The sequence below is a fragment of the Allobosea sp. P2_B12 genome (assembly GCF_056404835.1).
On the sequence record NZ_JBFUDG010000003.1, the window covers coordinates 123786 to 147645 of the forward strand.

Genomic DNA, 23860 nt, shown 5'->3' on the forward strand with positions numbered 1-23860 from the left:
ATGACCACATCGATCGACTTTGAGACGCTGCTGGAAGTCCTCGACGGCATTCCGATCGGAATCGCCGCTTCAAGCCAGGACATGCCGATCTATGCGAACCGTCAGGCAATGGCGCACGCTCTCTCGACTTGCGGCCAGCGCGGCGCCGCGGGATCCGACGATGCCATCAGCGAACAGCAATTATCGCTTTCCATCGGCGGCGTGCCGCATCAGATCCGTCTGACTCTCGACGTTGCCGAACAACGCGCCTTGGAAGACGATCTGTTCCGGCGGGCTTATTTCGACGGTCTGACCGGCCTGCCCAACCGCGGTTTGCTCGAGCGCAGCGTGGCGGCGCTGATCGAATCGGGCTCCGAGACGACTTTCGCTCTCGCCTTTCTCGATCTCGACGGCTTCAAGAACATCAACGACTATTACGGGCATGCCGTCGGCGACGCGCTACTGGTCAAGATCGCCCAGCGCCTCGGCGGCGAACTGCGCCCCGTCGATCTGCTGGCGCGCGTCGGGGGCGACGAGTTCGTGCTGCTGCTCTCGCCGGCCGGGCCGGTGGAAGAGGTCGCCGCCAGGGTCGAGCATTTCCTGTCCAGGCTGAAGGAGCCCTACTTCATCGACGGCAGCGAGATCTTCATCTCCGCCTCGGTGGGCGTCAGCCTCTACCCGGCCGATGGCCGCTCCTATGACGCGCTCTGCACGAACGCCGATCGCGCGATGTACCGCATCAAGGGCACCACCAAGGGCAGCGTGCAGTTCTACAGCCCTGGCGTCGATCACGCCGCAAGCGAACGCATGAAGGTCGAGCAGCGACTTCGGCTGGCCGTGCGGGACCGGCGCCTGCGCTGCGCCTATCAGCCGAAGGTCGATTTCCGCACGAACGACGTCGTCGGCGTCGAGGTGCTGCTGCGTTGGGTGGACGAGGAAGGCGCAATCCAGCCGCCCGGCGACTTCGTCAATCTGGCCGTGGAATTGGGCCTCATGGACGAGATCACGCATCTCGTCCTTGCAGAGGCCACAGGCGCGATCGACCGCATCAACGATGCGTTCGGCGCGACCTCGACCATCAGCCTCAATGTCGCCGCGCGGCAGGCGGACGAGCCCCTGTTCATGCGCTCGCTGGTCGATGCCATTGAGGCCACCGGCTTTGCCCGACGCTTCATGATCGAACTGACCGAGGAGGCTTTTCTATCGAAGAGCCGCTTCCAGACGCAGGTCCTTCCGATGATCCGCGAGGTGGGAGCGCGCGTTTCGATCGACGACTTCGGCGTTGGCTATTCGTCGCTGTCGGCCCTGGCCGACATCACGGCCGACGAGATCAAGGTAGATCGTTCCTTCATCACCGCGATCCACCAGCGCCCGCGCAGCCAGAGCATCCTCAAGACGATCGAGTCGCTGGCCGAGGCGTTGGATATGTCGATCATCGTCGAAGGCGTCGAATCCGTTGAGGAACTCCTGTACCTCCAGGCTGCGACTCGCATCCGACTCGCGCAGGGCTATTATTTCGCGAAACCCATGTTCCTCGATGAATTAGCGGTCAGAGTTCCCGACCTATCCCTCCGGCAGCCTTCCATTCCCTCGCGCATGCCCTTGTTTCGCGCCGTCGGCTGACGAGCATCTTGAATTTCATCGTCCCGATATTCTGCCGCCTTGAAGAGGTGGCGCGTGTGGTTGGAGCGGCTGGCGGCTGCCGTCGCACGTGATCTCGGGAACGAGGGAGAAGGCCGCCTTGGAACGGCAGCGCGGATGTTCACGACAAGAAAAAGGCCGGCATCGCTGCCGGCCTTTTTCATATCTTTAGAGCCCTAAGCTCAGGCAGCCTTGGCTTCCGCCTCGGAGCCGAGCGCGGCCTTGACCATCTCGACCACCGCGGTGAACGAGGCGGGCTCGTCGATTGCCATCGCCGAGAGGGTCTTGCGGTCGAGTTCGATGCCGGCCTTGTGCAGGCCGTTGATGAACATCGAGTAGACCAGGCCGTGCTCGCGCACCGCAGCGTTCAGGCGCTGGATCCAGAGCGCGCGGAACGAGCGCTTCCGGTTCTTGCGGTCGCGATAGGCGTACTGCATCGAGCGATCGACGGCCGCCTTGGCGGCGCGGATCGTATTCTTGCGGCGGCCATAGAAGCCCTTGGCGGCCTTGAGTGTCTTCTTGTGCTTGGCATGGGACGTTACGCCCCGTTTCACGCGAGCCATGTTTGATCTCCGGAAAGGTTAGGGGGCGTCAGCCGTTGGGGAGGAAATACTTCTTCACGTTGGCCGCATCACCCTCGAACAGGGTGGTGGTGCCGCGGTGATTGCGGAGCTGCTTGTTGGTCCGCTTGATCATCCCGTGACGCTTGCCGGCCTGCGCGTAGAGCACTTTCCCGGTTCCGGTGATCTTGAAGCGCTTCTTGGCGCTCGACTTCGTCTTGATCTTGGGCATTTTCGCTCCTCATAGGTCGCGAGCGCGCAAACGGCGCCGCTTCATGTTTGCTTGCTGGAAGCAAAGATCGATCGCCACGGCAGCCCTTATCAGCCGGGCGATCGAAGGCCGCGCGTATGACAGAAAAGGACGGGGGTGGCAAGGGACGCTGTGCCTCAGACCGTCCAGGGAAGACGGTAGCAGTGAGGCAGCGTCGCGTGCCCGGCCCTGATGACGCCGCCACAGGTCCATGAGATAACATACAACGGGGGGAAGCCGTTCATGAATCAGGTCGCCATTCTGGCGGGCATCGCGGCGATCCATGCGCTCGCCATCGCAAGCCCCGGCCCCACCTTCGCGGTCGTCATGAGCTATGCGGTCAAAGGCGATCGCCGCGCCGGGCTGCTACTGACCCTCGGCGTGGTGCTGGCGACCGTGACATGGGCGATCGCCGCTGCCGCCGGCCTCGGAACCCTGCTGGCAAGCTTCCCGCTCGCCTATCGTGGCCTGCAGATCGCCGGCGCCGCCTATCTGATCTATCTCGGGGCGAAGCTCCTGATCGCGATCATCCGCGACAAGGGCCCGGCCGCCGCCCATGCGGCGTCGGAGCCGGTATCGGGGCTGGAGGCGATCCGCGCCGGCTTCATCACCAACATCACCAATCCAAAGGTCGTCGCCTATTACGCCAGTCTGTTCGGCGTGATGATCCCGGCCGGCGCACCAAGCTGGCTGTTTTGGGCGGCCGTCGCCGTCGTCGTCGCGGTCTCGGCGGCGTGGTGGATCGCGGTGACGCTGTTCTTCACCGTGCCTGCGGTAAGCCGGGCCTATGTCGGGGCCAAATCGGGGCTGGATGTCGTCATGGGCATCGTCTTGATTGGGCTTGGCCTGCGGCTGGCCGTCTTCGGCTGAACCCGCGACAAGGCAACGCTCGAGGCCCGGAGTCGCCCATGACCACACCCTGCATCATCACTGTCGCCATGACCGGCTCGCTGCCAACCAAGCGCGACAATCCGGCCGTGCCGATCTCGATTGCGGAGCAGGTTGAGTCGACGCAGGAAGCCTTCGAGGCCGGGGCGTCGCTGGCGCATTGCCATGTCCGCAACGACGACGGCACGCCGACCTCCGACCCCGAGCGCTTCGGCCGGCTGCTGGAGGGTTTGCGCCAGCATTGCCCCGGCATGATCGTACAGCTTTCGACCGGCGGGCGTTCCGGCGCGGGGCGCGAGCGCGGCGGCATGATCCCGCTGAAACCCGACATGTGCTCGCTCTCGACCGGCTCCTGCAATTTCCCGACCCGGATTTACGAGAACAGCCCCGACCTCGTCGATTGGCTGGCGAGCGAGATGCTCAGCTATGGCGTCAAGCCGGAGATCGAAGCCTTCGACCTCTCGATGATCTTCAAGGCCGTCGAGATGAATGTGGCCGGCGCGATCGCGGGGCCGCTGCATGTGCAGTTCGTGATGGGCGTCAGGAATGCGATGCCGGTGGATCGCGCCGTGTTCGAATTCTACATCGCGACGCTGAAGCGGCTCGCACCAGACGCCACCTGGACAGGGGCCGGCATCGGGCGCGACCAGATCACGCTCAACCGCTGGTCGCTCGAACTCGGCGGACATTGCCGCACCGGGCTGGAAGACAATGTCCGGCTCGACCGTGACAGGCTGGCACCGTCCAATGCCGCACTCGTGCAGCGCGTTGTCGACCTCTGCCCGGACTACGGCCGGCGGCCGGCGACGACCCAGGAGGCGCGGGCGCTGCTCGGGCTCGCCGCCTGAGGCAGGTTACTCCGCCGCGCGGATGAAGCTCTCGCCGTTCTCGCCGGTGACACGCTCGCCGAGTCGGTCGACGTCGAGCAGCATCAGCATACCCGCCGATTCGCCCCGCGCGTCACGCGCCGCGACGACGCCGAGCGCCGGCACGCCGGTCTTGGCCGTGAGATCGCGCAGCGGCTGCAATTCGGACGCCGCGATCTCGGGGATCAGGCCGAGCGCATCGACGACCAGCCCCAGCGTCCGGCCGGCGGCGCGGACGATGACGATCTGCTGTTCCTCTGAGGTGACATCGGGAATGCCGAGCAGGCGCGCCAGGCGCAGCACCGGAACGGGCTGGCCATGATGCAGCTTGTAGCCGGCGAGCAGCCCGTCGCCGGCCTGGCGTGCCGATGGCTTGAGGCCGACGATGTCGACCGCCTCGACGACGTCGCGGGCCTTCACGCCGAGCCAGTGCCGGCCGATATGGAAGCTCGCGACCTCGAAGGCCTCGACGCCGTCAGCCGGTTTGTGCGCCGCGAGCGTGCCCCGTCCGGCCCCGCCGACCGCCGGCCTGGCGAGCGCGCCGGTCGCGACGGCGCCCAGCGGCACCGCGCAGAGCGCCACGACATCGGCGCGGTGGCCGTCGCTGGTCTTGTATTCGCGATAGCCCTTCGAGAGTGCCGCGCCGACGGCCATGTGCTTGCCCTCGAAGCTGCGTATGCAGGCGAGGTCACAGTCGCGGTCGAGGCTCGCAGGATCGACCGGCAGTGGCGTTTCCGAGCCGATCGGGAAGCGCGGATCGCTCGAGGCGATCACGCGGTCGTCGCTGCCGACCAGCACCGCGAAGGCGCCGGGCAAGGCCGCGCCATCCTCGTTGGTCGGCAGGGAATCGGCCAGGATCGCCGCGAATTGCGGGGTCGAGTCGAAGACGATCGCGATGCCGCCGAAAGGCTTGCCGCCGGCCGGAGATTGCACCGCCGCCGTGTAGACCAGCGTCGCGGCGTCGTCATAGAGCCCGGTCGGCTCGAAGGCGGAGACGGCGTAGTGCTGGCCGGAGCGCAGCGCCAGCGTGCGGGCCACCCATTCGGCGTCGAGCACCTGGCCGACGAGATGCGCCTGCGAGGGCTGGGAGACGGCGGTGACCACGCCTTGCGCGTCGAACAGGATGAGATTGCTGTAGACGGTGTAGAGCGCGTTGATGGTGGCGAGGATCTCGCCGCAGGAACGGTTGCCCTCCGGCGTCGGCGCGGCGAGCACGCGTGCGAAGGTTGCGTTCAGCGCCCACCAGCGGCAGTCATTGGCGCGCTCGTAGAGATTGCGGTCCATCACGTCGATGGCGAAGGCGGCGCGCGAACGGCACTTTTCCATGATCGCCGCGACGACGGTGCGGTGGAGATCGCCGATCGAGGCGTCGCAGACGGCCTGCGTCTTGCGACCGGCGCTCGATATCTCCCAGAGCAGGATCTTCGAGAAGGCCGCATTGGCGGCTGTCGAGCCGGCTTGGCGGATCGAGCCGTTCCAGACGGAACGGTTGAGATCGCCCTGGATCGCCGCCGCCTGGCGAGAGACGCCGCGCAGTTCGGCGGAGAACAGGCCGGCCTGGCTGGTCACGGCAGCGAGCAGATCCTCGCCGATGCCCTTGCTGAGTTCGCCCTCGTCCTGATCGAACGCCGCATCCAGCGGGATCAGGCCGAGCCCGATCCAGCCCGGGCCCATATAGCCCTGATAGCCGGCGCTGCGGCAGGCCATGGCGAGATATTGTCGCCCGCCGATCTTGATGATCGGATCGCGCCCCTGCAGCGCCGAGGGCGACAGCTTGAGCCCGGCCGGAAGCTGGATCCCACAGGAACCCGCGATGACGTCGCCCTCCGGCGATACGCAGCCCAGCACGGTCCAGTCATGCTCCGGCAGGAGCTTGCGGAAGATGCCGTCCATCTCGTCGGCCAGGCGGAAGACCAGGACGAGCACGCCGAGCGGGCGCCGGCTGGCATCCTCGACCCGCCAGGCATAGACCAGTGCCTGTTCGTCCGAGACGAAATCCAGCACGCCGTAATGCTCGACATAGGCGCCGCTCGAGCTCAAAGCCTCGTCGATGATCGCGTGGCGCGCCGTCTTGGCCTCATGCGGTGCGAGTCTGGCGCGGATCGCGCCCTCGCGATCGATCAGCACGATGTCGGAATAAACCGAGTATTTCGCGACATAGTCGCGGAAGCGGGCCTCGATCGCCGCGCGCGCCTCGGCTGAGGGGCTGGCCTCGAGCATCTCGCGGATATCGGTATCGGCGGCGAGGAAGCCGATATCGGCCGTGCGCTCGAACAGGTTGCGGACCAGGACGTCGATGGTGTTCTGCGCCTTGATGCGCAGGTCGGTCATGACCTTGTCGCGGGTTTCCTTGGCGAGATGGCCGAGCAGGCTGGCAGTCAGCTCCTCGAAGGCCGAGCGCGTGCCCGACATTTCGGTGGCGTTGCCGGACAGCTGGCCGAGCAGGGTCAGCGTATCCCAGGACGCCTGGAGGCGATCGAAGACCTGGCGATAATCGTCGATCGCCCGCATGTGCCGGATCAGGCCCGCAAGCGCCGGGTCGATCGCAATCCCCTTGTGCAGAGTCTGCAAGTCCTGGGTGCTCTCTATCAGGCCGACGCCCGCTCGGAGGGTGCCAGGCGGGCGACTGAAAAGGACGACGTCAAGGAAGCGCATCCACCTTGGAACAGACCATCAACCGGGCTGATTCGCACCGGGTCAGTGGTTCGAGATTCGCATAAATTTGCAGCAAATGCAGCGTTCATCCCCAGCATCCAAAGCGGCTCGACCGTCCCGGCGACATCAGGCGCGAGATGAACGCCGTCACGGCCGCGTTTCGCGCCTGCGGGAGAAGGCGGAACCGTCCGATGCGAAGTGTTCCATATGTTTCATTTTATGAATTAGGAGATATCTGTTTCAGACGCGTGCGATTTCCGTTATTGATGAAGCCATGGATCAAAAGGACGTCGTCGCAGCGCTGGACGCGCAATTCGAGAGGCTGCCGACGCAGTTGCGGGCGGTCGCACGCTGGGTGCTCGACCATCCCGCCGATGTCGCCCTGCTGGCGACCCGCGAGCAAGCGCGGCGCGCCGGCCTTACGCCTGCGACCTTCACGCGGCTGGCGCAGCGGCTGGGGCTTTCGGGCTATGACGCCTTGCGGGCGACTTACGCGGCCTCGCTGCGCCAGCGGCCCGACGGCTTTGCCAACCGCGCCACCGAATTGCTGGCGCGCCATGGCGAGGAAGGCGACAGCGCCATCGCGCAGGACATGTTCGCGGCATTGGCCGAGCATATCCGCGCCTTGCGCGAACCCGACTGCGTGGCGCGGCTCGAACGCGCCGCCGCACGGCTGGCCGACGCCCGCAGCGTCTTCTGCTTCGGGCTGCGTTCGGCCTTTCCGTCCGTCTATATGCTCGATTACATCCGGGGGCTGATCGGAGCGGACTCCACGCTTGCCGATGGTGCCGGCGGGCGCGGCATCGATGCCTTGCGCCGGATCGGGCCGGGCGACGTGCTCTTCGTCGTCTCCGTCTCGCCCTATACGCGGCTCACCGTCCAGGCCGCGTCTTACGCCCGCGACAGGGGCGCGGCGATCGTCGCCCTGACCGACAGCGCGCATTCGCCGCTGGCCGCACTCGCCGACGAACTCGCGCTGGTGCGCACGGAGACGCCCTCCTTCTTCCACACGATGACGCCAGCCTTCGCGGCGGTCGAATGCCTCGCGGCCTTGATGACGGCGCGGCGCGGCCAGCCGGCGCTCGACGCCATCGCCGCCTCGGAGGCCCAGCTCGACGCCTTCTCGACCTTCGAGAGCCCGCGCCGCACGAAACGGAGACCCGCATGAGCCATCTGCTTCACCGCAGCCTGAACGGCAGCTACCCCGTCGCCGTCGGTGGCAAGGGCGTCACCCTGATCGACGCCGAGGGCCGGAGCTATATCGACGCCAGCGGCGGGGCGGCCGTGTCCTGCCTCGGCCATGGCCATCCCGATATCCTGGCCGCGATGCACGCCCAGATCGACAAGCTGGCCTACGCCCATACCAGCTTCTTCACCTCGGACCCCGCCGAGGAGCTGGCCGACCACCTGATCGCCCGCGCGCCGAAGGGGCTGAGCAACGTCTTCGTCTGCAGCAGCGGCTCGGAAGCGATCGAGGCCTGCCTGAAGCTGGCGCGGCATTATTTCGTCGAGACTGGCGAGACGCGCCGGACCAACTTCATCTCGCGCCGGCAGAGCTATCACGGCATCACAGTCGGGGCGCTCTCGGTCGGCGGGCGGATGAAGGACCGCGCGCCGTTCAAGGAGATGCTGCTCGCCGGCCACCATATCGCACCCTGCCATGCCTATCGCGGCCAACACGCGGACGAGACGCCGGAAGCCTATGGGCTGCGCATGGCCGACGAGCTGGAGGCCAAGATCCTCGAACTCGGCCCCGACACCGTCGCAGCCTTCGTCGCCGAGACGGTGGTCGGCGCGACGCTGGGGGCCTCGCCGCCGGCGCCCGGCTATTTCAGGCGCATCCGCGAGATCTGCGACCGCCACGGCGTGCTGCTGATCCTCGACGAGGTGATGTGCGGCATGGGCCGGACCGGGACGCTGCATGCCTGCGAGCAGGAGGGCATCGCGCCCGACCTGATGGCCATCGCCAAGGGGCTGGGCGCCGGCTATGCGCCGATCGGCGCGATGCTGGCCTCGGGCAAGATCGTCGAGGCGATCAGGCAGCGCTCGGGCGCCTTTCCGCACAGCCAGACCTATAACGGCCATCCGCTGGCGTGTGCGACCGCGCTCGCCGTGCAGAAGGTCATCGAGCGCGACGATTTGCTCGCCGATGTGCGGCTGCAGGGGGCCCATCTCGAACGCCGGCTGAAGGAGCGCTTCGGCAACCACCACCATGTCGGGGACGTGCGCGGGCGCGGCCATTTCTGGGGTATCGAAATCGTCGCCGACCGCGCCTCCAAGACGCCCTTCGAGGCCGGGCTGAAGCTCAACGCCAGGGTGAAGCAGGCGGCGATGGCACGCGGGCTCCTGGTCTATCCTATGGGAGGAACGGCCGACGGCGTCTCCGGCGACCATGTGCTGCTGGCGCCCCCCTTCATCGCGGATGCCGCGGTGATGGACACGATCGTCGAACGGCTCGGAGAAGCCGTCGATACCGCGATCGCGGATGCGCGCTAGCGCGCCGCGAACCATCTCAAAATCAAAAACAGGGGACTATCCATGACATCGAAACATTGGCTGACCGGCCTTTGCCTGAGCCTCACTGCCACGGCATTCGCCAGCGGAGCCCACGCCCAGACCTCGACGCTCGACCGCGTCAAGGCGCGCGGCGAACTGATCTGCGGCAACCACATCGCCCTGCCCGGCTTCGGCCTGCAAGGCCCCGATGGCCGCTGGGATGGGCTCGATATCGACCTGTGCCGCGCCGTGGCGTCGGCGATCTTCAACGATCCCAACAAGATCAAGTTCGTGCCGACGACGCCGCAGATGCGCTTCGTCGTGGTGCAGTCCGGTGAGGTCGACATGCTCGCCCGCAACGCCACCTACACGATGTCGCGCGACACGACGGCCGGCATGGCCTGGCCGATCATCAACTATTTCGACGGCCAGGGCTTCATGGTGAAGAAGTCGCTTGGCCTCACCGAGGCGAAGGGGCTGAACGGCGCCTCAATCTGCGTGACGCAGGGCACCACGACCGAACTCAACCTCGCCGATTTCTTCCGCGCCAACAAACTCAAATACGAGATCATCGGCTTCTCCACCAATGAGGAAGGCGTCAAGGCGCTGGAGGCGGGCCGCTGCGACGCCTTCACCACCGATTCCTCGGGCCTGGCGGCCGAGCGGCTGAAATTCGCCAAGCCGGACGACTTCGTCATCCTGCCGACGCTGATCTCGCGCGAGCCGCTCGGACCTGCCGTCAAGCGCGGCGACGAGAGCTGGTTCACCCTGGTGAAATGGGCCCATTACGCCATGCTGAACGCCGAGGAGTTCGGCGTGACCAAGGCCAATGTCGACGAGATGCTGAAGTCACCTAACCCCGAGATCAAGCGGCTGCTCGGCGTCGAGGGCAAGTTCGGCGAGGGCCTCGGCCTGAGCAATGACTGGGCCTATCGCATCGTCAAGCATGTCGGCAATTACGGCGAAAGCTTCGAGCGCAATGTCGGCATGGGCTCGCGCCTGCAGCTCAAGCGCGGCCTGAACGCGCTTGCCTCGCAGGGCGGGCTGCAATACCCGCACCCGATCCGCTAGGCGGTCGCGCCCGGCTTTGAGACGCCGCCTCGCAAGGGGCGGCGTTTTTCGTTTCAGATGCCTTCGATCCGCGTCAGCGCCTCGAAGTGCTTCTCCGACTGGTGCACCAGCACCTGGCGCCATTCGCGCGCGGTGGCGTCGATTTCCTGCTGCGGGATCAGCTTCAGCGGCTTGCCGGTGGACATCGCCAGGACCTGCTGCCGGCAGGCGCGCTCGAGGAAGTAGAGGTCGTCGAAGGCGACCGCGACGGAGGGGCCGCCGATGGTAACGCCGTGGTGGGCGAGGAAGACGACGTCGGCACCGTCATCGGTCTTGCCCTTGCTCGCCGCGACGATGGCTTCACCCTCGTTCTCGTCGAGCGCCAGACCGCCGAAATGATCGACATAGAGCGTGCGGCCATGGAAGCGGCAGGCGGTCTGGTGCGCCATCTCCAGCCGGCCGCCCTCGACCATGGTCAGCGCGGTCGCATAGGGCATGTGGACGTGCAGCACCGCGACATGGCGCGGGTTGGCCTTGTGGGCGGCGACATGGATGTTGCGGGCGGTGGCCTCGACCTCGCCCTCCCCTTCCAGCACCTGGCCCTTGTCGTCGATCAGCAGCAGGTCGGACGGCTTCATCTCCGACCAGTGCACGCCATAGGGGTTGATCAGGTAGCGCGGCTTGCCATCGGGGCCGTCGGGCAGCGCCACCGAGAAGTGGTTGCAGATGCCCTCGTTCAGCTCGAACTTCGCGGCAAGACGGAGCGCGGCGGCGAGATCGCGGCGCTGGCTGGTGATGCTGGGCTGGGGCATGGCGCAGGTCGCTCGCGGTCGATGAATCGAGGATCAAATCCAAGCATCGCGACGGCGGACATGACAAGGCCCGGCACTGGGGCCGGGCCTGATGCAAATCGCATGGCGATCAGCGGTCGCTTATTTCGGAGCGAGCACCATGACCATCTGGCGGCCCTCGAGCTGCCAGTCGCTCTCGACCTTCGCGGTCTCGGCCAGATCGACCTTGACCCGCTCGAGCACCTTCACACCGAGATCCTGGTGGGCCATTTCACGGCCGCGGAAGCGCAGGGTCACCTTGACCTTGTCGCCCTCCTCGAAGAAGCCGAGCATGGCCTTCATCTTGACGTCGTAGTCATGCTTGTCGATGCCCGGACGCAGCTTGATCTCCTTGATCTCGATGGTGCGCTGCTTCTTGCGCGCCTCGGCGGCCTTCTTCTGCTCCAGGAAGCGGAAGCGTCCGTAATCGAGAATCTTGCAGACCGGCGGTTCGGAATTGGGGGCGATCTCGACAAGGTCGAGACCGGCATCCTCGGCAATCTTCAACGCCTCGAAGAACGACACCACGCCGCGGTTGGCGCCGGTATCGTCAATGAGCTGGACGTCGCGGACGCCGCGGATGTCGCGGTTGGAACGCGGGCCGTCTTTGGTCGGGGTCGGGGCAGCGCGGAAAGGACGACGAATGGCTGTATTCTCCTGTGACTGGCGCTTCTGGCGCCCGTGAGCAGACACATTGCACAAAGATGCGCGTTGTCAATGGACGAGGCTGGTTTGATAGGTGGTTACCGCCCGAGCAGGGCGCAATAGACGTCGAGCGTCTCGCTCACCATCGATTCCAGCGAAAAATGCCGCTCGACGTGCTGGCGTGCCCGTCCGGCGAGGTTGTCGCGTGCCGAAGGGCGCAGGCTGAGCGCCCCCTCCAGCGCGGCGGCAAGCGCTGCAGCATCGCCGGGCGGAACCCGCCAGCCGGTGCGCTCGGCCGGGCTGGTCTGCGGCGGGGCAAGCACCGTCTCGGGCACGGCGCCAAGATCCGACACCACGACGGGCGTGCCCATCGCCTGCGCCTCGACCGCGACCCGGCCGAAGGCTTCCGGCTCGGTCGAGGGCACCGCGACGACGGAGGCCGCCAGCAGGGCGGCGGGCATGTCGGCGCAATGCCCGACGCGCTTGACGCGGCCTTCCAGCCCCGCCTTCGCGATGAGCTGGTCGAGTTCCCTGACATAGCCGTCGCGGCCCTGCGCGTCGCCGGCGAGGATGAAGGCGGTGTCGGTATCGCCTCCGTCGCGCAGGATGCGCGCAGCTTCGATCAGGACGCGCTGGCCCTTCCAGTTGGTCAGGCGGCCGGGTAGCAGCACGATGCGCTGATGCGCCTCGATGCCCCAGGCCCGGCGCAGGGCCTGGATACGCTCCGGCGCCACCGCCTGCGGGGCGAAGGCCGAGAAATTCGTGCCGCGGTTGACGACACGGATGCGGTCGCGCGCGAAGCCGTGCTTGGCCAGGATCAGCTCGGCGGTATAGGCGGAGTTGGCGATGACCACGTCGCCGCGCGCCATCACCGAGTTATAGAGCGTCTTGACCGTCGAGCGGGTCGCATAGGAGCCGTGATAGGTGGTGACGAAGGGCAGCTTCAGCGCGCGGGCCGCCGCGAGCGCGACCCAGGCCGGCGCGCGGGAGCGGGCATGGATCAGCTCGACGCCCTCATGCCGGCAGAGCAGCGCGAGCTTGCGCACGTTCAGCGCCATCGCGACCGGATTCTTGGAGGCCGCCGGAAAAGGCAGCCAGACGCCGCCCTTGGCCTGGAGCTCGGCCACGAGCCGGCCGCCCTCGGTCGCGACCAAAGCGCGGGCGCCGACATCGGTGAGACCCTTGGCGATATCGACGGCGGTGCGTTCGGCACCGCCGGTATCGAGATCGGGGATGATCTGCAGGATCGTTCGCCCGACGAGCGGGTGCGCCTCGGTCGACGGCAGCGAAAGATGCGCGCCTGGCTGGAAGGACATACTCACCGTTTCGGAAACATGCTTTCAGTTCACGCGAGTGTGCCCGCGCGGCTTTCGATTTGCGCGAGTATGCCCGCCTATGGCCCAAACGCGCAGCCTATATTCGCGCGGCACCGCCGATTCGTCACAGGAGATTTGAGTTGGAGCACAAGGCCCCGCAATGGCTTGAGGTCGGTGACGGCGCGGAGAAGCGCCGCATCGCGGTCCTGACGCAAGGTGGCGCGGGTGCGCCGGTGGTCTGGCTCGGCGGCTTCCGCTCGGACATGCGCGCGACCAAGGCGGAGGCGCTGGCGCGCTGGGCCCGTGAGGCCGGGCGGGCTTTCGTCCGCTTCGACTATGCTGGCCATGGCGAGAGCGGCAACGATTTCGGGCGCTGGACCATGTCGCACTGGCTGGACGATGCGCTCGCTGTGATCGCCGCCCATTGCCAGCAGAGGCCGATCCTGGTGGGGTCCTCGATGGGCGGCTGGGTCGCCCTGCTGGCCGCACGGCGGCTGCTTGGCACCGCGTTCGCACCGGCCGGCATGGTGCTGATCGCGCCGGCCGTCGATTTCTCGGAAGAGCTGATGTGGGCGCGGATGCCCGAGGCGATCCGCGAGACGATCATGCGCGACGGCGTCTGGATGCGTGCTTCGGAGTATTCGCCGGAGCCGACACCGATCACGCGGGCGCTGATCGAGGACGGGCGCAGCCACCTCATGTTCGGCCGCGAGATCAGGACGGGCTGCCCCGTCCATATCCTGCAGGGAATGCAGGACCCCGACGTGCCATGGCGCCAGGCGCTCAAGCTTGTCGAGCATCTGAGCGGCGATCCGGTCGTCCTGACCCTCGTCAAGGACGGCGATCACCGGCTCTCGACGGCGCAGGACATCCAGCGCCTGCAGGCGGCGGTCGCGGGTGTCGCGACCGCGCCTTGAAGCGGGTCAGTGCACGCTGACCATCCGGAGATCGTGCTCCCACGCATTGGCAGTCGCCGCCTCGCGGGAATCGGTCACCAGGATCGGCGCGCCGTCGGCCGAGAGCAGCGCGAAAAGCTGCAGGCCAGACTGGATTTCGGGCGCCTGCGGGAATATCCGCAGCAGCTCGTCCGAAGTCATCGGCTTGAGATAGGCGACCTCTCCGGTTCCCAGCGCCGCAAATTCGGCGGGGGTCAAGGGGTTCGTCTGGATCATCGTCCTGTCTTCGTTCATCGCGCCCTCCTTCAGAGCAGTGCGAGTGCGGTTATCAAGATACGACTGCAATTATGAACGGATGCAAAAACCGCGCTTGCGTCCTTCATCAGGTTGTTTCTGGAGCCCCTAGTCACGGCTCACGATATCGATACGCCGGATCAGCCTCTCCGGTTCCGGCCTGACCAGATCAATCGCCAGCAAACCGTTCGACAGATCGGCGCCCAGGACCTGCATTCCCTCCGCAAGGAGGAAGCTGCGCTGGAACTGCCGCGCGGCGATACCGCGATGCAGGAACTGCCGGCTCTTGTCGTCGCTCTGGCGGCCACGAATGGTGAGCTGGTTCTCTTCCAGCGTGATCTCAAGCTGCTCGCGGGAGAATCCCGCAACCGCAAGCGTGATGCGAAGCCGATCGGGCTCATCATCCGAGCGCGGCAGCCGCTCGATGTTGTAGGGAGGATAACCCTCGCTGGCGCCTTTCGCGACCCGATCGAGCGCTCGTTCGATATCGTCGAATCCGAGCAGGAACGGATGCGAGAGACTGGGCGTACGCGTCATTTCAGGACCTTGCCCTGACCGTGCCGGAGCCCCCGAAAGGCGCTCCCCATCAACCGGAGCCCGCCAGCGCAGCGCCCCGCAGGCGAAAGGCGAAGCCCTTCCGCTTGACCCAGATATGGCGAATGCCGGAGACCGCTTCAAGGGCCTGAGCCCGCCCTCGCCGCGCGGCGGCGGGACGGCCGACCCAGTATCATTCGCGGGGCGATCTTTCGGTGCGGGTGACGGGTGGTACAGCCACCCCGGCTTGAACGGGGGACCTCTAGATCCACAATCTAGCGCTCTAACCAACTGAGCTATGGCTGCCCGCACCCGGCGCTTGGCGATCGTCGCTTTCGCGAGATCGGCGGCGGCGCGGAACCTAGAACCGACGCTCCGCGATTGCAACCGGGGAATTGCGGGTTTTCCGGTTAAGAATCCGGCCGACCCGCGATACCCCGCTTCAGTCACCTCTCTTCAGTCCTTGCCCATCGCTTTGCCGGCAATCCGCGCCAGTTCCTTCAGGTGCTCGGCATAGGATTCGTAGGAGCGGCGCACGGCCTTTGCCTGCAGGGCGACGGCGTCGGCCGCGCTGTCGGTGCGGGCCAGCGTCTCGGCATCGCTGAGCGTCGCCTTCAGCTCGGCGCAGGCATGGTCCAGCATCGTCGCCTGGAGCGCGCCGAAGGCCTTCGCCATCGCCACGGCCTGCGTCATCACGGTCGCAGAGGTGATCGAGACGAATTCGGGCGGCTTCGGCGGCGGCGTGGTGATCAGCGACGGAATCGCCTTGACCTTTGCCTGAACCGTTTCGACCGTATTGACGACGGTCTTGGCCACCGTCTCGGCGGCCTCGACGGGGGCGGCCACAACCTTCGCTACAGCTTCGCTCAGCACGAGTGCGACGACCGCCTTGGGGGCAGGCGCGGCGGCGGGCTTGACGACCGGCGCAGGCTTGGCAACGACCGGCTTGGCAGCGACGGCGGGTTTGGCGATCGGCTTCTCGATGCGGACCTTCACGGAGGCGACGCGCGTCTCGGGCTTGGGCTTGACGGAGCGAGCCGCCGCCTTGGTAGCCGAAGGTTTGACGGCAGCTGACTTGGCGGCAGCTGACTTGGCTTCGACAGGCTTGGGCGCAACCGGTGCGGCCGGAGCCGGCTTGGCCGCCGCAGGCGCAACAGATTTCGTCTCGGATGCCTTGGTCTCAGGCCCCTTGGTCTCGGGCGCCTTTGGCGCCGGGGCCGGAGCGGCAATCGAGGCGGCCGCCACAGGCGGTTTCGGCGGCGGGGCGCTGGGCGACGGCTTGTCAGCCTCGGCCGGCGCGGCGGCGGAGAGGGCCTTGACCGGAGACAGGCTGACCGGGGCCTTGGACTTGGTCCGGGTCGGAGCAGGCTTGACCATCACGGTTCTCCTTCAGCGCTGAAACAGCCGGGGCCGGGCGGGTTGCCCGGCCTTCCGCTCGTTTGTGGGTCGCGCCGGGGCTGTCCTGTCGATCAGGTCGGCGCAGTCGTCTTGCAGCGATCGGCTTGCAGCCGTCACTTAATCAGCCGTCACTTGGGCTTGGCAGCCTTCGTGATCGTCTCGGCCGCCTTCGTCGCGACATCCTGCGCGGCTGCGCCCATGTCCTTGAGCTGGGTCTGGAGCGCTTCCAGCTGCGCCTTCATGAAGTCCGACTGATGCGTCATGACCTCGGTCAGGTCCTTTGACTTGACGAGCTTCTGGGCGAGTTCGAAAGCCGCCGCGACATTGTTCTCGGCATAGCCGATCGCCTTGCGGGCCACGTCATGCGTGTTGACGCGGGCGGTCTCGGCCGAGCCGTGAGCGGAATCGACGGCCTTGGTGGCCGCGCCGATGAAGCCGTCGAAGGCCTTGCGGGCCTGCTCGACGCTGCGTTCGGCGAATTCGCGCATTTCGGGGGGAACTTCGTAGGGGGTCTTGTCTGTCATGGGGTCGTCCTCCTGGTTGCCGTGGTATCGACCGTTGTGCCTTGACCTTGTGACGGCCACGCATCGTCCGCTTATTGTGCGGTGCAATATCATTGTTGCGTTGCGATGACAATCATAGCCCAAACGGCCGCACGCGTTAACGTTGTTTCGATGCGGGCGGGGACAGGCAGACCCGCCGCATGGATTTGCGTGCATTTGACCGCTATTAAAGCTTTGTTAGCCATAATGGCGCGGACCATGATGGCGCGAACCAAGAGCGGGCGGGCATGAGCGAAGCCGGACAGGACTGGGCGCGACGCGGCGCGGCGGCGGCACGGGATGCGAGCATCGCGTCCTTTGCGGCCGGCGGCGCGCTGCTGCTCTGGGACCGCGAGGCGCAGCGGCCGGGCTTCGCCAACCCTGCGGGCCACGCGCTTCTAGCCGGGAACGCCGACGCTGCCAGCCTTCCCGCGCCGACCCGCCAGCGCTTCAGCCTGCTCGCGGGCGGGCTCGCCTCACGCGACGGCATCAGGCTGGAGCGGCTGCGGCTGACCGCCGGATTTGCCGCAACGATCGTGACCTGCGGCTGCAAGCTCATCGCGGACAGCGAGGGTGAACCGGTGCTCGCCATCGCCGTTCAGGCGGCGGAGTTGCGGCGCCTCGGCATCGTGATTCCCGCGGCCGCGCCCGAGCCCGCACCGCAGGCTCCCGTGGTGGCAGAACCGGCGCCGATGGTGGACGAGCCCCGCGCGACACCGGCAGCCCCCACTCGCGCCATCCGTTTCCTCTGGCAGAGCGACCCTGAGGGGCGCCTCACCAGCCTGTCGCCCAACATGGCCGAACTGATCGGCGCCAACGCCGCCGGCGCCCTCCCCGGCCGTCTTTGGGCGGAACTGATCGGCACTGACATCATTGACCGCAGCGGTGGCCTGGTCGCGCGCCTGACCGGCAGCGCGACCTGGAGCGGCCATGAGGTGCTGTGGCGGACGACGCCGGGCGAAGGTGCCCGCGTCGAGCTGTCGGGCGTGCCGGTGCTGGATGCCGCGCGGCAGGCTACCGGCTTCCGAGGCTTCGGCGTCGTGCGCCCCGGGGCACGGGAGCCGTTCGTGCTGCCTGTCGAACCGGCCGGGGCCGATCCGATCGCCGAGACCGCGCCGGTCGAGGACAAGCCCGCGGCCGATTCGGCCCCGCTGGAGAGTGTGTCCGATTCCGTCAGCCCTCATCCTGAGGAGCCGGGCATCCTCCAGGACGCCATTCCCGAGGGAACCGCTCCCCAGGACGAGGGCCGGGCGGCGGTCGAAGACGAATCCGTCGGCGATCCTGCGACGGTAGCGCCGGTTTCGGAGGCCGAGATCGTCGAAGCCTTGGATGCAGCCGTGGTCGCGCCAGCGCAGGAGGCCTTTGAGGCCGAGCCCGCGACCGAGGCGGAGATCGCCACCGAGTCCCCCACCCGTTCGAGCGAGCCGGACACTGCCGCAGCCGAGCTGGCGGCTGTCGAAGAGCCAGCCGCTTCAGAACCTCCGTCACAGGAATCGGCGCCGCAGGAACCGGCGCCGCGCGAAGCTGCCGCGCCTGCGGCCAACATCGTGCCGCTGCGCAACGGGCACCTCGCCTCGATGCGTCCCGTGCTCGAACCCTCGAAGCCGAATCTGAGCTCGGCCGAGCGCAACGCGTTCCGCGAAATCGCCAAGGCGCTCGGCGCGCGGATCGCCGGCGACGACGAGGCCCTGGCGCCGCGGCTACCGCCGGCCGCACCGCTGCGGCTGAAGGAGGACGAGACCGGCACGTCCGCCGCGCCCGATGAGATCCCGCAGGCCGGCGTCGAGGCCGAGACGGCGACCGCTGTCGGCACGCGACCGCGTCTGCCCAACTCCCATGCCGATGTGCTCGACAAGCTGCCGATCGCTGTGCTGGTCAATCGCAACGAGGAGGCGCTCTACGCCAACCGGACGCTGCTCGACCTGCTGGACTATGCCGATCTCGACGATCTGGCGGCCGGCGGCGGCGTCAGCCGCCTGATCAAGGAAGCGACCCGCACCGATGGCGGCAGCATGGTCCTGATCGACCGGCTCGGCCATCTCGTCAGCGTCCATGCCGTGCTCTCCAGCGTGGCCTGGCAGGGCGAGCAGGCGACGCTGATGGCCTTCCGCCACCCCAATGGCGGCGGCGAGGTCAAGATCCTAACGCCGGAGGAGGCCGAAGAAGCCGAACTGGCGGCGGAATTCGAGGCCGAGGAATCCGAGAGCGCCGCTCGCGTCGAGGCGCTGCGGCTCGATGCCGATGTCCGCGATACGCGCATCAGCGAGCTCGTCGCAATGCTCGACACGGCCACCGACGGCGTCGTCACGGTCGATGAACGCGGTCGCATCCTCTCGCTCAACAAGACCGCTGAGGCGCTGTTCGGCTACGACCAGCGCGAGGTCACCGGCGAATTGTTCACGCTGCTCTTCGCGGCCGAGAGCCATGCGCCGGCGCTGGACTATCTCGAAGGGCTGAAAGGCGGCGGCGTCGCCTCGGTGATGAACGATGGCCGCGAGGTCGTCGGCCGCGTGCGCCAGGGCGGCAAGATCCCGCTGTTCATGACCATGGGCCAGATCGCCGAGGGCACGGAGCGCCGCTTCTGCGCCGTGCTGCGCGACATCACCGCCTGGAAGAAGACTGAAGGCGAGCTGGTCGAGGCGCGCAAGGCGGCCGAGAAGGCCAGCGCCCAGAAATCGGACGTGCTCGCCAAGATCAGCCACGAGATCCGCACGCCGCTGAACGCGATCATCGGCTTTGCCGAGGTGATGGCCGAGGAGCGCTTCGGGCCGATCGCCAATGAGCGCTACAAGGAATATCTGCGCGACATCCACCAGTCCGGCGGCTACGTCATCAGCCTCGTCAACGACCTGCTCGACCTCGCCAAAATCGAGGCCGGCAAGCTCGACCTCGACTTCGTCAGCGTCAACCTCAACGAGATCGCGCTCTCGGCGGTCAGCCTGCTGCAGCCGGAGGCCCAGCGCGGCCGCGTCGTGCTGCGCTCGGGGCTCTCGCCGAAGCTGCCGCCGGTTGTCGCCGACCAGCGCTCGATCCGGCAGATCGTGATCAACCTGCTCTCCAACGCGGTGAAGTTCACCGATGCCGGCGGGCAGGTCATCATCTCCACCGCGCTCGGTGACCAGGGCGAGGCGATCCTGCGGGTGCGCGACACCGGCATCGGCATGGACGACAAGGAGATCGAACTGGCGCTCCAGCCGTTCCGCCAGGTGCCGACGACGCGGCGGGCCGGCGGCACGGGCTTAGGCCTGCCGCTGACCAAGGCGCTGGTCGAGGCCAACCGGGCAGCCATGTCGATCACTTCAGTCAAGAAGGAAGGCACGCTGGTCGAGATCACCTTCCCGCCGCAGCGCGTGCTGGCGGGCTGAAAGCTGCTGCATCGGCCGGGCCGGCGCTGCGCCGGCCCGGATGCTCCAGAGCCCGGCGCGACGATAGCGGCGCTTTTTCTCCCACGGCCAGTTGCTGAGGCCGGATCAATCTGCCAAGAGCACGCAATCAGCCGCCCCGTCTTGCCTCTGTTCTGTCGAAAGGCCCGGTTTCACGGGGCTTGCGATGCAGACATCTGGAAAAGTTTCGCCCTTCCGATGCGTCCAGACAGTAAGAATGCCGGAAGACGTCGCTTTTCCTTAAGTAACACGACCCTGCAGCATCGCTTCCTCGCGGCCATCGCCGTCATCCTGGCCTGTTCGCTCGCGCTGGGCTGCACGCTCATCGCGGGCTTCCATAGCAACCTGCAAGCCAATGATGGCAGCATCGCCAGGCTGACGGCCTTCCGGGAGGTCATGACCGCCGCCAACAGGCTGTCGGCCGAACGCGGGCCGACCAATGCCGTACTGGGCGAGGAGCCCACGCCCAACAGCCCCTCACAGCAGAGATTGCTGGCCTTTCGGGCCGCGAGCGATGCCGCGCTGGAGCGCGTCTCCACGAGCGCGTCCCTGACCGAGATCGCCGCCGCGCTGCGGCAGCGGCTGGAGCTGGCACGGCGGCAGGTCGATGCGCTGTCCGGGCTGCCCTTTTCGGCGCGGAGCAATGCCGACATCGAGCGCGTCATCGAGGCGATGTTCGGCGTCTTCGATGCGTCGCAGCCCCTCATCGATGCCGCCATGACCAACCTGTTGGCCGATGACCCCGTCCTGATCGGACGCGCCCTGGTCGCCCGCATGCTCAGCGACCTGCGCGAGCATGCCGGCCGCATGGGCTCGCACCTTGTCATCCCGATCGCCCATGCCAGCCCGATCGAACCGGAGCGCCGCGCTGCCTTCGAGCAGACGCGCGGACGGGTCGTCGCGCTCTGGCACCTCGCGCAGCAGCAGACGGGCGCGCATGCCGATCCGCAGATCGGCGCCGCACATCGCGCCGTCGTCGAACGCTTCTTCGGCGAGGGCATGCCGCTGCTTGAGCGAACCCTCGACGCCGGCCGCACCGGCCAGTTCGGGCTCAGCCCGGCCGAGTTCACCAACGCGATCGTGCCGAGCTTCGCGCCGCTCGAACAGCTTCGCGACGCCTTCCTCGACGCAGCTGTGACGCAACTGCATGTGGAAGGCGCGGCGGCCCGGAGAGCGCTGATGATGGTCGGCGCGGCGACCGGTCTCGTGCTGCTGGTCGAACTCTCGCTTCTCGCCGCCAGCCAGACGCTGCTGTTTCGGCCCTTGCTCGCCGCGCGCGACCGCATCGTCGCACTCGCCGCAGGCAAGGTCGATGAGCCCATCGCAGGGCGTGGAGCGCAGGGCGAGATGCGCAGCCTGTTCCAGGCGCTGGATGCGCTACGGCTCCAGTTGATCGAGCGCAACGGGCTGGACCGGGAACGCACCGCCCTCGCCGCCCGGCTGAAGCAGCAGGCCGACACCGACGGGCTGACCGGCGTGCTGAATCGCGGCGCCCTGGAAAGGCTGACCGCGCATCTCGCCGAGACGGGAACGACACCTCGTCGGATCGGACTCATCCTGCTCGATATCGACCGCTTCAAGGCGATCAACGACGCCTTCGGCCATGCCTCCGGCGATGAGGTTCTCAAGGAGACGGCGCTGCGGCTGCGCGCCACGCTCAGGCAGGACGACGTCATCGCCCGCTTCGGCGGGGAAGAATTCGCCATCCTGCTGCTCGGCCAGGACGCCGAAGCGCCGGTCGACATCGCCGAGCGGCTGCGGCTGGCCCTGCAGGTTCCGCACTACACGCTCGAAGCAGGCCGGAGCCTGGAGGTGACCGCCAGCTTCGGCACCGCATTGATCGAGGATCGGCCCTGCGCCTGGCCGAAGCTGGTCGCGGCCGCCGACCGCGCCCTCTATCGGGCGAAGGCAGCCGGCCGCAACCGCGTCGTCGCGGATGGCGACGACGCGTGAGCTTCCGCGCTCAGAGCAGGGTTCCGCTCAAGATTGCGGCCGCGACGCCGAAATAGATCACCAGCCCGGTGACATCGACGAGTGTCGCCACAAAGGGCGCCGAGGCGCTGGCCGGATCGAAGCCGAGCCGCTTGAGCGCAAAGGGCAGCATCGACCCCGTCAGGGAGCCGAAGGTGACGATGCAGACCAACGTCGCGCCGATCGTGGCGGCGACGAGCACCCAGTGCGGGCCATAATCGTAGAAACCCGCCTTCTGCCAGAGCACGATGCGCGCGATACCGATCGCCCCCAGGATGGCGCCGAGCGTCAGGCCGGTCGGCAACTCGCGCAGGGCGACGCGCCACCAATCGCGCAGCGAGACCTCGCGCAGCGCCAGCGCCCGGATGATCAGCGAAGTCGCCTGCGAACCCGAATTGCCGCCGGACGACATGATCAGAGGGATGAACAAGGCGAGCACGATCGCCTTCTCGAGCTCGGCCTCGTAGACCTGCATGGCCGAGGCCGTCAGCATCTCTCCCACCAGCAGCACCGAGAGCCAGCCGGCGCGCTTCCGGATCATCGAGAGGAAACCAATCTGGTTGTAGGGTTCGTCCAGCGCCTCCATGCCGCCGAGCTTCTGCACGTCCTCCGTCGTCTCCGCGATCATCGCGTCGATGACATCGTCGACGGTGACGATGCCGATGACGTGTCCGGCGGCATCGACCACCGGCACGGCCAGGAGGTTGTACTTGGAGATCAGCCGCGCGACGTCCTCGCGATCGACCTCGGGCGTGACCGTGAGGGGCTTGTGCTCGGGCGCCAGCGTCGCGATGGCGGCCATCGGATCGCCACTGATCAGGCGGCGCAGCGGCACCGCATGCAGCAGCGCACCACCGACACCGTCGAGGACGTAGATCGCGTAGACCGTTTCGCGCGAGCGCTCGACATGGCGGATGTGGTCCAGCGTTGCCGCGACCGTCCAATCCGACGGGACACTGACGAACTCCGTGGTCATCAGCGAGCCGGCGCTGTGCTCGGGATAGCTCAGCAGCCGGATCACGGCCGCATGCATCTCGCTGTCCAGATGCCTCAGCAGCCGCGCGCGCACCGGCTCGTCGACCTCGTCGATGAGATCGGTGACACGGTCGGCCGACATCGCGCCCAGAAAGGCGGATGTGCGTTCATCGGGGAACAGCGCGAGCGCCGCGGCAGCAGCCGTGAATTCGGGCTGGTCCAGCACTTCGACGGCGCGCTCGAACGGCAGGGCGAGCAGGACCGCGGTAGCGGTCTCGGCGTCCTGGTCGTTCAGCGTCTCGACGATATCGGCGACATGCTCGCCTGCCAGGCTGGCCGCGAGCGTCCGCGCAAGCAGATCCGTCTTCGGATCGGAAATAACTTTGGGATCGGATACGACTTTGGGATCGATGATGTCGTTCATCGGCTCTGTTCCTTGTGATCGGCCGTCATCGGCCGATCACAGGCGAGCCGGTTTCCCGGTCAGGCCCGCTTTTCGGCGGCAGACGGCATCGACTGTCGACTGGGACTGTCGCTTGGCATCGGGAGGGGGGTTCCTGTTGAGCAGCGGACCTGAACCGGCCGCCGCGCCGGCCGCATTGCACCCGCCCGTTGCGTGCGTCAACCGGAAATTCCACGACTTTCGCGCTGGATGCACCGATGGGGCGTAGCGTCCGGCGGTAACGCAGCG

The 23860-nt window shown here is 67.1% G+C and carries 20 protein-coding genes and 1 tRNA gene; 9 read left to right on the forward strand and 12 right to left on the reverse strand.

What is annotated here, in order from left to right; genetic code table 11:
- Window positions 1–1602, forward strand: coding sequence for a putative bifunctional diguanylate cyclase/phosphodiesterase (locus AC1DYU_RS09440; RefSeq protein WP_476791406.1), 1602 nt, complete (start codon window positions 1–3; stop codon window positions 1600–1602).
- Window positions 1603–1802: 200 nt separating this feature from the next.
- On the opposite strand, the gene rplT is transcribed toward AC1DYU_RS09440, so the two are convergent.
- On the reverse strand, window positions 1803–2183 hold the full coding sequence (rplT, locus tag AC1DYU_RS09445; RefSeq protein ID WP_158483823.1) for a 50S ribosomal protein L20: 381 nt from the start codon (window positions 2181–2183) through the stop codon (window positions 1803–1805).
- 28 nt (window positions 2184–2211) lie between these two features.
- On the reverse strand, window positions 2212–2412 hold the full coding sequence (rpmI, locus tag AC1DYU_RS09450) for a 50S ribosomal protein L35 (RefSeq protein ID WP_054207640.1): 201 nt from the start codon (window positions 2410–2412) through the stop codon (window positions 2212–2214).
- A gap of 261 nt (window positions 2413–2673) precedes the next feature.
- On the opposite strand from rpmI, the gene AC1DYU_RS09455 reads away from it, so the two are divergent.
- Together AC1DYU_RS09455 and AC1DYU_RS09460 are read left to right on the forward strand one after the other, a co-directional pair.
- Window positions 2674–3300: a LysE family translocator gene (locus AC1DYU_RS09455; protein ID WP_476791407.1), complete on the forward strand. Its 627-nt coding sequence runs from the start codon at window positions 2674–2676 to the stop codon at window positions 3298–3300.
- Between the two features lie 38 nt (window positions 3301–3338).
- Window positions 3339–4166, forward strand: a complete 828-nt coding sequence (locus AC1DYU_RS09460; RefSeq protein WP_476791408.1) for a 3-oxoadipate:acetyl-CoA acetyltransferase — start codon at window positions 3339–3341, stop codon at window positions 4164–4166.
- A 6-nt stretch (window positions 4167–4172) separates the two neighbouring features.
- Here the strand turns inward: AC1DYU_RS09460 and AC1DYU_RS09465 are convergent, their stop codons facing one another.
- Window positions 4173–6755: a chemotaxis protein CheW gene (locus AC1DYU_RS09465; protein ID WP_476791409.1), complete on the reverse strand. Its 2583-nt coding sequence runs from the start codon at window positions 6753–6755 to the stop codon at window positions 4173–4175.
- A 358-nt stretch (window positions 6756–7113) separates the two neighbouring features.
- Here AC1DYU_RS09465 and AC1DYU_RS09470 point away from each other — a divergent pair, with 358 nt between their 5' ends.
- The 3 genes from AC1DYU_RS09470 to AC1DYU_RS09480 are packed head-to-tail and all read left to right on the forward strand — an operon-like array spanning window position 7114 to window position 10406.
- Window positions 7114–8007 carry a MurR/RpiR family transcriptional regulator gene (locus AC1DYU_RS09470; protein ID WP_476791410.1) on the forward strand — a complete coding sequence of 298 codons (894 nt, stop codon included), beginning with the start codon at window positions 7114–7116 and terminating at the stop codon, window positions 8005–8007.
- The gene (locus tag AC1DYU_RS09475; RefSeq protein WP_158483828.1) at window positions 8004–9335 is read left to right on the forward strand and encodes an aspartate aminotransferase family protein; all 1332 of its coding nucleotides are present in this window, start codon (window positions 8004–8006) and stop codon (window positions 9333–9335) included. The genes AC1DYU_RS09470 and AC1DYU_RS09475 overlap by 4 nt, the downstream gene beginning before the upstream one ends.
- A gap of 42 nt (window positions 9336–9377) precedes the next feature.
- Window positions 9378–10406 carry an amino acid ABC transporter substrate-binding protein gene (locus tag AC1DYU_RS09480; protein WP_476791411.1) on the forward strand — a complete coding sequence of 343 codons (1029 nt, stop codon included), beginning with the start codon at window positions 9378–9380 and terminating at the stop codon, window positions 10404–10406.
- Between the two features lie 53 nt (window positions 10407–10459).
- Here the strand turns inward: AC1DYU_RS09480 and AC1DYU_RS09485 are convergent, their stop codons facing one another.
- From AC1DYU_RS09485 to AC1DYU_RS09495, 3 genes are all read right to left on the reverse strand, one after another.
- Entirely contained in the window at window positions 10460–11197 is a 738-nt protein-coding gene (locus tag AC1DYU_RS09485; RefSeq protein ID WP_476791412.1) for an aldolase, read from the reverse strand.
- A 120-nt stretch (window positions 11198–11317) separates the two neighbouring features.
- Window positions 11318–11860, reverse strand: a complete 543-nt coding sequence (gene infC, locus AC1DYU_RS09490; protein WP_054207672.1) for a translation initiation factor IF-3 — start codon at window positions 11858–11860, stop codon at window positions 11318–11320.
- 98 nt (window positions 11861–11958) lie between these two features.
- On the reverse strand, window positions 11959–13176 hold the full coding sequence (locus tag AC1DYU_RS09495) for a glycosyltransferase (protein ID WP_476791413.1): 1218 nt from the start codon (window positions 13174–13176) through the stop codon (window positions 11959–11961).
- A 140-nt stretch (window positions 13177–13316) separates the two neighbouring features.
- On the opposite strand from AC1DYU_RS09495, the gene AC1DYU_RS09500 reads away from it, so the two are divergent.
- Window positions 13317–14093: an alpha/beta hydrolase gene (locus tag AC1DYU_RS09500; RefSeq protein WP_476791414.1), complete on the forward strand. Its 777-nt coding sequence runs from the start codon at window positions 13317–13319 to the stop codon at window positions 14091–14093.
- 6 nt (window positions 14094–14099) lie between these two features.
- Here AC1DYU_RS09500 and AC1DYU_RS09505 read toward each other — a convergent pair whose 3' ends face one another.
- The 5 genes from AC1DYU_RS09505 to AC1DYU_RS09525 form a co-directional block, all read right to left on the reverse strand.
- Window positions 14100–14366 carry a BQ00720 family protein gene (locus AC1DYU_RS09505; RefSeq protein ID WP_476791415.1) on the reverse strand — a complete coding sequence of 89 codons (267 nt, stop codon included), beginning with the start codon at window positions 14364–14366 and terminating at the stop codon, window positions 14100–14102.
- Window positions 14367–14474: 108 nt separating this feature from the next.
- Entirely contained in the window at window positions 14475–14903 is a 429-nt protein-coding gene (locus AC1DYU_RS09510; RefSeq protein ID WP_158483857.1) for an Hsp20 family protein, read from the reverse strand.
- Window positions 14904–15129: 226 nt separating this feature from the next.
- Window positions 15130–15206, reverse strand: a tRNA-His gene (locus AC1DYU_RS09515).
- A gap of 150 nt (window positions 15207–15356) precedes the next feature.
- The gene (locus AC1DYU_RS09520) at window positions 15357–16277 is read right to left on the reverse strand and encodes a phasin family protein (RefSeq protein ID WP_476791416.1); all 921 of its coding nucleotides are present in this window, start codon (window positions 16275–16277) and stop codon (window positions 15357–15359) included.
- A 149-nt stretch (window positions 16278–16426) separates the two neighbouring features.
- A complete protein-coding gene (locus tag AC1DYU_RS09525) occupies window positions 16427–16822 on the reverse strand; it encodes a phasin (RefSeq protein WP_476791417.1) in 396 nt (131 codons plus the stop codon).
- 266 nt (window positions 16823–17088) lie between these two features.
- On the opposite strand from AC1DYU_RS09525, the gene AC1DYU_RS09530 reads away from it, so the two are divergent.
- Entirely contained in the window at window positions 17089–20205 is a 3117-nt protein-coding gene (locus AC1DYU_RS09530) for a PAS domain-containing sensor histidine kinase (RefSeq protein WP_476791418.1), read from the forward strand.
- Window positions 20206–20421: 216 nt separating this feature from the next.
- Window positions 20422–22176, forward strand: coding sequence for a GGDEF domain-containing protein (locus AC1DYU_RS09535; protein WP_476791419.1), 1755 nt, complete (start codon window positions 20422–20424; stop codon window positions 22174–22176).
- 10 nt (window positions 22177–22186) lie between these two features.
- Here AC1DYU_RS09535 and mgtE read toward each other — a convergent pair whose 3' ends face one another.
- Window positions 22187–23593, reverse strand: coding sequence for a magnesium transporter (gene mgtE, locus AC1DYU_RS09540; protein ID WP_476791420.1), 1407 nt, complete (start codon window positions 23591–23593; stop codon window positions 22187–22189).
- Between the last annotated feature and the right edge of the window lie 267 nt (window positions 23594–23860).

Excerpts from the sequence above, each read along its gene's own strand:
- AC1DYU_RS09530 (WP_476791418.1), top strand. The coding sequence starts at position 17,089 with ATGAGCGAAGCCGGACAGGACTGGGCGCGACGCGGCGCGGCGGCGGCA.
- AC1DYU_RS09460 (WP_476791408.1), top strand. The coding sequence starts at position 3,339 with ATGACCACACCCTGCATCATCACTGTCGCCATGACCGGCTCGCTGCCA.
- AC1DYU_RS09475 (WP_158483828.1), top strand. The coding sequence starts at position 8,004 with ATGAGCCATCTGCTTCACCGCAGCCTGAACGGCAGCTACCCCGTCGCC.
- AC1DYU_RS09440 (WP_476791406.1), top strand. The coding sequence starts at position 1 with ATGACCACATCGATCGACTTTGAGACGCTGCTGGAAGTCCTCGACGGC.
- AC1DYU_RS09455 (WP_476791407.1), top strand. The coding sequence starts at position 2,674 with ATGAATCAGGTCGCCATTCTGGCGGGCATCGCGGCGATCCATGCGCTC.
- rpmI (WP_054207640.1), bottom strand. The coding sequence starts at position 2,412 with ATGCCCAAGATCAAGACGAAGTCGAGCGCCAAGAAGCGCTTCAAGATC.
- mgtE (WP_476791420.1), bottom strand. The coding sequence starts at position 23,593 with ATGAACGACATCATCGATCCCAAAGTCGTATCCGATCCCAAAGTTATT.
- AC1DYU_RS09480 (WP_476791411.1), top strand. The coding sequence starts at position 9,378 with ATGACATCGAAACATTGGCTGACCGGCCTTTGCCTGAGCCTCACTGCC.
- AC1DYU_RS09485 (WP_476791412.1), bottom strand. The coding sequence starts at position 11,197 with ATGCCCCAGCCCAGCATCACCAGCCAGCGCCGCGATCTCGCCGCCGCG.
- rplT (WP_158483823.1), bottom strand. The coding sequence starts at position 2,183 with ATGGCTCGCGTGAAACGGGGCGTAACGTCCCATGCCAAGCACAAGAAG.
- AC1DYU_RS09470 (WP_476791410.1), top strand. The coding sequence starts at position 7,114 with ATGGATCAAAAGGACGTCGTCGCAGCGCTGGACGCGCAATTCGAGAGG.
- AC1DYU_RS09495 (WP_476791413.1), bottom strand. The coding sequence starts at position 13,176 with ATGTCCTTCCAGCCAGGCGCGCATCTTTCGCTGCCGTCGACCGAGGCG.
- AC1DYU_RS09505 (WP_476791415.1), bottom strand. The coding sequence starts at position 14,366 with ATGAACGAAGACAGGACGATGATCCAGACGAACCCCTTGACCCCCGCC.
- AC1DYU_RS09520 (WP_476791416.1), bottom strand. The coding sequence starts at position 16,277 with ATGGTCAAGCCTGCTCCGACCCGGACCAAGTCCAAGGCCCCGGTCAGC.
- AC1DYU_RS09525 (WP_476791417.1), bottom strand. The coding sequence starts at position 16,822 with ATGACAGACAAGACCCCCTACGAAGTTCCCCCCGAAATGCGCGAATTC.
- AC1DYU_RS09535 (WP_476791419.1), top strand. The coding sequence starts at position 20,422 with ATGCGTCCAGACAGTAAGAATGCCGGAAGACGTCGCTTTTCCTTAAGT.
- AC1DYU_RS09510 (WP_158483857.1), bottom strand. The coding sequence starts at position 14,903 with ATGACGCGTACGCCCAGTCTCTCGCATCCGTTCCTGCTCGGATTCGAC.